This window comes from Amycolatopsis sp. NPDC054798, assembly GCF_053611505.1.
The window spans coordinates 133,346-140,851 of the sequence record NZ_JBSHAM010000003.1 but is presented as its reverse complement, the minus strand read 5'-3'; the positions used below and the strand labels follow the sequence as shown (position 1 = coordinate 140,851).

The window sequence follows — 7,506 nt, the reverse complement described above, 5'->3', positions numbered from 1 at the left end:
CTACTGCCCGTTCTGGGAGGAACGCAGCGCGGCGGCGTTCTTCGCGTCCGCGGCGCGGTAGTCGGCGATCTGCCCGACGGCCTGGTCGGTCAGATGCGCGAGGCCGAGCGAGGCCAGCTGCGCGTTCCGGTCGAGGTTTTTCGCCCAATCGCGATAGGAATCCATGAACGCCTGGCCGGTCGCGCCGTTGCCGACGCGGTACTCCTTCTGCAGATCGTTCCGGATGCCGGTGAGGGCGTCGTGGTAGGTCTGCTGCAGCTGTGCCAGCGCGCGGAAGACCTTTTCGGTGGCGTCGGGGTACATCCCGGCGTATCCGCCGGGGTTGGCGAGGTCGACGAGGTGCTCGCCGGGGGCGGGTTTCTCCGGGGCCATCAGCGGTCCCTCCCGGCGAGCTGGCGGTCGAGTTCGTGCAGCATCGGATCGGCGCGCAAGTCCGCGGTTTCCGGGCTGGCGCCGGGGGACAGGAACGCGGACAGGATCGAGAACGCCTCCTGCCGGGCGAGGTCCGCGGCCCGGTGCACGACCGCGGTGATGTCGGCGGCCAGCTGGGCGGAATCCGGGGTCCGGTAGATCCGGGAGTCCAGGCGCAGTTCGACGAGTTCGCCGGAACCGCTCGCGACCGCGGTGACGAGATCGTCGTCGGAAGAGGCTTCGGCGCGGACTTCGGCCGCCTGTGCCTGGGCGGCCCGGATGTCGGCGGCCAGTTGCCGGTATTCCTCGTACATGTTCAGGTGCAGTGGCGTGTCCATGCCGGTCCTCCTCGCTTCCGGAAGCCAGTTTGGAGCCGCGCGCGCGGTTGTGGCGGGCGGTGACCGGTAGCGGCCACGGAGCCGGGAACGGGCGAGAAGTGCCGCACTATCGCGAGGGTGACCCGACACCGCAAGGCTTCTGTCGCCGCCGTGCTCGCCGTGGCGTCGTTCCAGTTCGTTCTCGGCGGGGGAGCGGCGCGGGCCGCCCCGCCCGCGGGGGCCTGCGCGAACGCGCAACCGGCGCACCCCGAGATCACCGCTCAGCCCTGGGCGCAGCAGACGCTCGCGCCGGAATCCGCGTGGCGGTATACGCGTGGGGGCGGCGTGACGGTGGCGGTGGTGGATTCCGGCGTGGACGCCGACCACCCGCAGCTGCGTCGCGCCGGAAAGGTGCTGCCGGGCCGGGATTTCGTGGCGGGACAGGACCTTCCCGGCTCCTTCGACTGCGATTCGCACGGCACCGCGGTGGCGAGCATCGTCGCGGCGGACGCGCTGCCCGGCGTCGGTTTCCGCGGCGTCGCCCCGGACGCGGCGGTGCTGCCGGTGCGGGTCAGCGACCAGGATCTCACCGACCAGGGCCAGATCCAGCGGATCAATCCGCAGACCGTCGCGAACGGCATCGTCTACGCGGTCGGGCAGGGCGCGCGCGTGCTGAACCTGTCGATGTCCGGGACCGCCGACTTCCCGGCGATCCGCGAAGCGGTCGCCTACGCGGTGGCCAGCGACGTCGTGGTGGTCGCCGCGGCGGGCAACGCGCAGCAGAACGCGTCGGCGGAACTCCCGTCGTATCCCGCGGCGTATCCCGGGGTGCTCGGCGTCGGAGCGGTGGACATCGACGGGGCGCGGGCGTCCAGCTCGCAGATCGGGCCGTACGTCGGGATCGTCGCGCCGGGGGCGAAGGTGCTCGCCGCGACCCGAGTGGACGGGCACGCTTACGACGACGGGACCAGCTTCGCCACTCCGTTCGTCGCCGGAACCGCGGCTTTGGTGCGTGCGGCCTGGCCGAATCTGTCCGCGCCGGAGGTGATCCGGCGGCTGCGAGCCACCGCCAGCCCGGCCAGGGGCGGGCAATCCAGCGACGCGTACGGGGCCGGTCTGGTCAACCCGTACCGCGCGGTCACCGACGGGATGAACCTCGCGCCGCCGGCACGCGTCCCGGCGTATCACCCGGCTCCGGTGGACCAGGCCGCGGTCGCGCACGCGGAGTGGGAGCGGGCCACGGCCTCGACCGCGACCTGGCTGGCTTTCGGCGGCGCCGGAGCTTTGGCGCTGGTGGTGCTGATCGTGGTGGTCGTGCGCCGAGGCGGCCGTCGAGGGTGGCGCGCGGGACGGGCCGCGGCGCTGCCTGCTGAGCCGGTCGCGGCGGAATTGCCGGATCAGGTTTCGCTGCTCGGCTAGTCCTCATGAGACTGTCCTTTTCGGACACAAGAAAGCGCGCCCCGTCTTCGGACGGGGCGCGCTCTCCGGATTCGCGTGCGGATCACACCTGCCACGTGGCGGCGCAGCTCTGCACGCACTGCTGCGACCGGTCCACCGAATCGGCGGTGGCGCGGCCCATCGCCTGGGCCCGGTCGTTGTATTCGTTGTCCAGCTTGAACTTCTGGCCCATCGCGGCGTCCATCTCGTGGCCGTTGCCGTCGGTCAGGACGCTCGAGAACGCGTCCTTCGCGCGCTGGTAGACGTCGCCGAACGACGTCGAGTCCTGGCCCGCGGCCTTGAAGATCTCCTGCGCCTGGCTCTGGACCTGGTCGAAATACATCAGGATCTGGTCGGTCACTGCGGTCTCCTTTCTGCTTCTGGGGCGGCTCAGACGGCGCCGAAAGCGGAACCGAACGACCCGGTGTCGATCTGGAAATCGCCGGTCGCGCTGAGCGCGCGGCCGTTGTCCGCGTCGTTCTCGAAATACTTGTTCGCCGACGTCGTCATGGTGTCGGCGAGCCCGTGGCCGGTGGTGGTCAGCCGCTGGTTCTGGCCGTACCGGTCCGGCTCGATCCCCTGGAACATCCGCCCGCCCGCGCCCTTCCAGACGCCTTCCAGCCCGGTGTTCCCGGCGTTGAGGCTGGTGTTGCGGTTCGCGACTTCCTCGTAGAGGCTACGCCAGTTGTCGGCGATCCCGCGCATCTGCGTGGGATCGCCGTTCATGAAATTGAACCCTGTCACAAGTTCCCTCCGTTCTCGATCGCGGGAACGCGCCCCCTTTCCCGGCCGCCTTCCTGCTTTTCCGAAGCTAGTTCTTCCGGCGGGCGATACCCGCTTCGCGGCACGTTCCTGCCACGGCCGCCCGGAACGCCCTCCGGACGCGCAAGATCGGGGCCATGGCGACAGTCCTGGTCAAGCGGCCCGCGCGGAAACCGGCCCCGGAGATGCCGGCCGGCGAGCTGATGCTGCAGCCGCCCCCGGCGATCCCGCCCCCGCCGGGACGGCAGTGGGCGCAGGTGTTCACCGTGCTGCCGATGCTCGCCATGATGGGGTCGACGCTGCTGCTGTACTCGGGCAACCTCGGCGGCTCGCTCCGGTTCGCGGTGTACGGGCTGATGGGCGTCGGCATGCTGGGGATGATCTTCACCGGCCTGCTGCAGAGCGGCGGTCCGAGCAAACGGGAAATGGGCCAGGCCCGGCGGAAGTACCTGCGGCACCTGGCGCAGCACCGGGTGCGGCTGCGCAGAGCGGTGCGTCGCCAGCGCACGGCCATGGACTACCTCCACCCGGAACCGGCCGCGCTGTGGTCGCTCGCGGCGAGCTACCGGCTGTGGGAGCGGCGCAAGGACGACGAGGATTTCGCCGTGGCCCGGATCGGCCGCGGTCCGCAGAGCCCGGCGCTCGCGCTCGTCGCACCGGACACCCTGCCGCTCGAAGAGCTCGAACCGCTGTCGGCGCTGGCGCTGCGCCGGTTCCTCGCCGCCCATCGCACGGTCGGCGGGCTGCCGCTGGCGATCGCCGTCAACGGGTTCAGCCGGATCCACGTGCGCGGGGACCGCGCCGCGGCGCTCGGCATGCTGCGGGCCGTGCTGGCCCAGCTCGCCGCGCTGCAGTCGCCTGACGATCTCCGCGTCGCGGTGTGCGTGAGCGAGGACCGCCGCGCCGACTGGGAATGGCTGAAATGGCTTCCGCACGCGCTGCATCCGTCCCGTTCCGACGCGCTCGGCCCGCTGCGGCTGGTCGTCCCGGCGGTGTCGGCGCTGGAGTCGATGCTGGAGGAGGAACTCGGCTCCCGGCCGCGGTTCGATCCCGACCAGCAGGTCAGCGTGCCCGGGCCGTACCTGGTCGTAGTGCTGGACGGCGGCGAGGTCGCCGGGTCGGACCACCTGATGACCGGCGGCGGCGTGGAAGGCGTCACGGTGTTCGACCTGACGACTCCGCCGCCGCGAGTTCCCGCCCGGACCGCTGTGCTGCTGTCGGTCGGGGCCGACGGCGCGCTTTCCAGCCGGACCGCGGACGGCGACGCACAGCTCGGCGACGCGGATTTCCTGGACAGCGCCGCGGCCGAAGGACTCGCGAGGCAGCTCGCGCCGCTGCGGCTCAGCTCCGGGATCCGCGACGCGCCGCTGAGTTCCGAACTCGGCCTCGCCGAACTGCTGGGACTGGGCGATCCGTACGACCTTTCGCCGGAGGACACCTGGGTGCCGCGGCCGAACCGCGACCGGCTGCGGATCCGGTTCGGGATCCAGGAGGACGGCGCCCCGATCGACCTCGACCTGAAAGAGTCGGCGCAAGAGGGCATGGGCCCGCACGGGCTGCTGATCGGCGCGACCGGCTCCGGCAAGTCCGAGCTGCTGCGGACGCTCGTGCTCGCGCTGGCGATCACGCATCCGCCGAGTTCGCTGAACTTCGCGCTGATCGACTTCAAGGGCGGCGCGACCTTCACCCGCCTCGACAAGCTCCCGCACACCAGCGCGGTGATCACCAACCTCGCCGAGGAACTGCACCTGGTCGACCGGATGACCGACGCGATCAACGGCGAGCTGATCCGGCGCCAGGAACTGCTGCGCGCGGCCGGGAACTTCTCCTCGCTGCGCGACTACGAGAAGGCCCGCCAGGCCGGGGCCCCGCTGCCGGAGGTGCCCACGCTGCTGGTCATCTGCGACGAGTTCTCCGAGCTCCTTTCCGCCAAGCCGGATTTCATCGACATGTTCGTCCAGATCGGACGGCTGGGCCGGTCGCTCGGCGTGCACCTGCTGCTCGCCTCGCAGCGGCTGGACGAGGGACGGCTGCGCGGGCTGGAAGGCCATCTGTCCTACCGGATCGGCCTGCGGACGTTCTCCGAGATGGAAAGCCGCGCGGTGCTCGGCGTGCCGGACGCGTTCAAGCTGCCGAGGGCGCCGGGCAACGGGTTCCTCAAGGTGGGCACCGAATCGATGGTCCGGTTCCGCTCGGCCTACGTGTCCGGCGTGCACCGCCGGGTCAGCCCGTCCGGCGGTCCGGTCAGCCCGCCGGAAGACCTGGTGCTGCACGAATACACCACCGCCTACCACGCGCCCGCGATCGACGCCGGGGACGCCGCCGAACCCGAGCCGGTGCCCGAGTCCGCGGTCGGGGAGACGCTGCTGGACATCATGGTCGACCGGCTGGTCGGCCGCGGCACGCCCGCGCACCAGGTGTGGCTGCCGCCGCTGGACGAATCGCCGTCCCTGGACGAACTGCTGCCGGACCTGGTCGCGCACCGCGAACGCGGGCTGACCGCCAACTCGACCGAACTCGCCGGCGCGCTGCGGCCGGTTCTCGGCCTGGTGGACCGGCCGTACGAGCAGCGGCGCGATCCGCTGAGCCTGGACCTGTCCGGCGCGGCGGGACACGTCGTGGTCATCGGCGGCCCGCGGACCGGCAAGAGCACGGCCCTGCGCACTCTGATCCTCAGCCTCGCGCTCACGCACACGCCGCGCGAAACTCAGTTCTACTGCCTCGACTTCGGCGGCGGGACGCTCGCGTCGCTGGAAGGGCTGCCGCATGTGGCCGGCGTGGCCGGGCGGCTGGACGCCGGCGCGGTCCGTCGCACGGTTTCCGAGGTCGCCTCCCTGCTGGCTCAGCGGGAGAGGCTGTTCGCCGAGCACAAGATCGACAGCGTCGCGACGTTCCGCAAGCGCAAGGCCGCGGGCGAGTTCCCCGGCGACCCGCACGGCGACGTGTTCCTCGTGATCGACGGCTGGCTCACCCTGCGCAACGACTTCGACCAGCAGGAGGACCTCGTCAGCGACATCGCCGCGCGCGGTCTCGCCTACGGCGTGCACGTGGTCGCCGCGTGCTCCCGGTCGTTCGACCTGCGGATGAACGTGCGCGACCTGTTCGCCAGCAGGCTGGAGCTGAAGATCGGCGACCCGATCGACTCGATCATCGACCGGCGCGCGGCGATGGGCGTTCCCGCCGACCGGCCCGGCCGGGGACTGTCGGCGAGCAAGCACCAGATGCTGATCGCGCTGCCGCGCATCGACGGCGGGCACGGCATCGACGATCTGCCCGAGGGGATCGCCGGTCTGGTCGCGGCGGTCGCGGACGCGTGGCCCGGCGCGGCGGCTCCGCCGGTCCGGCTGCTGCCCGGCGTGCTGGCCTACGACGAGCTTCCCGCCGCCGACGAGCTGAGCGGAGAAGACGCCGGGCTCGCGATCGGCGTGCACGAGCACGACCTTTCGCCGCTGCGGCTGGACTTCGCGAACGATCCGCATTTCTTCGTGCTGGCCGACACCCAGTCCGGCAAGACCTCGTTCCTGCGCACGGTGGCCCGTCGCATCTGCGCGGCCTATACGCCGGAGCAGGCGCGGATCGTGCTGATCGACCACCGGCGCGGGCTGCTCGGCGAGATCCCCGACGAGTACCTGCTCGGCACCGGCACCAACGACGCGCACAGCATCGCGCTGATGAACGAGGTGGTCACCCGGCTGTCGCGGCGGCTGCCCGGCCCGGACGTCACGCCCGAGCAGCTGCGGGCGAAGAACTGGTGGCAGGGCGCGGAGATCTTCGTGCTCGTCGACGACTACGACATGGTCGCCACGCACAAGGACCACCCGCTCATGCCGCTGCTGCCGCTGGCCGCGCAGGCGGGCGACATCGGCCTGCGGATCGTGCTCGCCCGCCGCACCGGCGGCGCGGGCAAGGGCCTGTACGAACCGGTCCTCAACCGCATGCGCGAGGTCGGCGCGGCCGGCGTGCTGATGTCCGGCGACCGGGACGAGGGCCCGCTGCTCGGCGGGATGCGCGCGCAGGTGCTGCCTCCCGGCCGGGGCTGGCTCGTCGACCGGCGCGGCAACAAGGGGCTGGTGCAGCTGGCCTGGTCGCCGCCCCGGACGTGACCGGAAAGGCCACTGCGACCGGAAAGACCAGCTGAAAAGACCACTGTGGACAGACGAGGGGAAGCAGGAGAGCGCGATGGCACCACCGGACAAGATGGAGGGCATCCCGGCCGAGATGGAGCGGTTCGCCGAGAACGCGGCGAACCTGGTCCGCGACGAGATCCCGGTCGCGGCGACCGGTCGGGGCGGCGGCGGATGCGCCAGCATGCTGAACGGCCACGAATCCGTGCTGGAGGCCGACAACGCGAGCACCGACCGGCTCTACCGGTTCCTCACCCAGTTCGAAGAGACAGTCAACGCACTGGCGATTTTCGCCCACAACGCGGCGCGGAACTACCACTTCACCGACGAAGCCAACAAGGACGCTCTCGCGAGGGCCGCCTTCGACGACTACACCCGCACGGCGTTCGGCAAGATGACCGGCGACGGCCTGCCCGCGGTGCTGCCGTCGCTCACGTCCGGGCGCCAGCAGTAGG

Annotated in this window: 7 protein-coding genes; 3 read left to right on the top strand and 4 right to left on the bottom strand. The window is 71.4% G+C overall.

What is annotated here, in order from left to right; all coding sequences use genetic code 11:
* Together ACWGIC_RS03465 and ACWGIC_RS03460 are read right to left on the bottom strand one after the other, a co-directional pair.
* Positions 1–372, bottom strand: coding sequence for a hypothetical protein (locus ACWGIC_RS03465; RefSeq protein WP_452074305.1), 372 nt, complete (start codon positions 370–372; stop codon positions 1–3).
* Entirely contained in the window at positions 372–749 is a 378-nt protein-coding gene (locus tag ACWGIC_RS03460) for a YbaB/EbfC family nucleoid-associated protein (protein WP_452074304.1), read from the bottom strand. The genes ACWGIC_RS03465 and ACWGIC_RS03460 overlap by 1 nt, the downstream gene beginning before the upstream one ends.
* A 117-nt stretch (positions 750–866) precedes the next feature.
* On the opposite strand from ACWGIC_RS03460, the gene mycP reads away from it, so the two are divergent.
* Positions 867–2,147 carry a type VII secretion-associated serine protease mycosin gene (gene mycP / locus ACWGIC_RS03455; RefSeq protein ID WP_452074303.1) on the top strand — a complete coding sequence of 427 codons (1,281 nt, stop codon included), beginning with the start codon at positions 867–869 and terminating at the stop codon, positions 2,145–2,147.
* Between the two features lie 82 nt (positions 2,148–2,229).
* On the opposite strand, the gene ACWGIC_RS03450 is transcribed toward mycP, so the two are convergent.
* Positions 2,230–2,526 (bottom strand): hypothetical protein, encoded by a 297-nt coding sequence (locus ACWGIC_RS03450; protein ID WP_452074302.1) that lies wholly within the window; start codon positions 2,524–2,526, stop codon positions 2,230–2,232.
* Between the two features lie 29 nt (positions 2,527–2,555).
* Positions 2,556–2,891, bottom strand: coding sequence for a type VII secretion target (locus ACWGIC_RS03445; RefSeq protein ID WP_452074301.1), 336 nt, complete (start codon positions 2,889–2,891; stop codon positions 2,556–2,558).
* 173 nt (positions 2,892–3,064) lie between these two features.
* On the opposite strand from ACWGIC_RS03445, the gene eccCa reads away from it, so the two are divergent.
* Positions 3,065–7,030, top strand: coding sequence for a type VII secretion protein EccCa (gene eccCa / locus ACWGIC_RS03440; protein ID WP_452074300.1), 3,966 nt, complete (start codon positions 3,065–3,067; stop codon positions 7,028–7,030).
* Positions 7,031–7,106: 76 nt separating this feature from the next.
* Positions 7,107–7,505: a hypothetical protein gene (locus ACWGIC_RS03435; protein WP_452074299.1), complete on the top strand. Its 399-nt coding sequence runs from the start codon at positions 7,107–7,109 to the stop codon at positions 7,503–7,505.
* The last annotated feature ends 1 nt before the right edge of the window (position 7,506 follow it).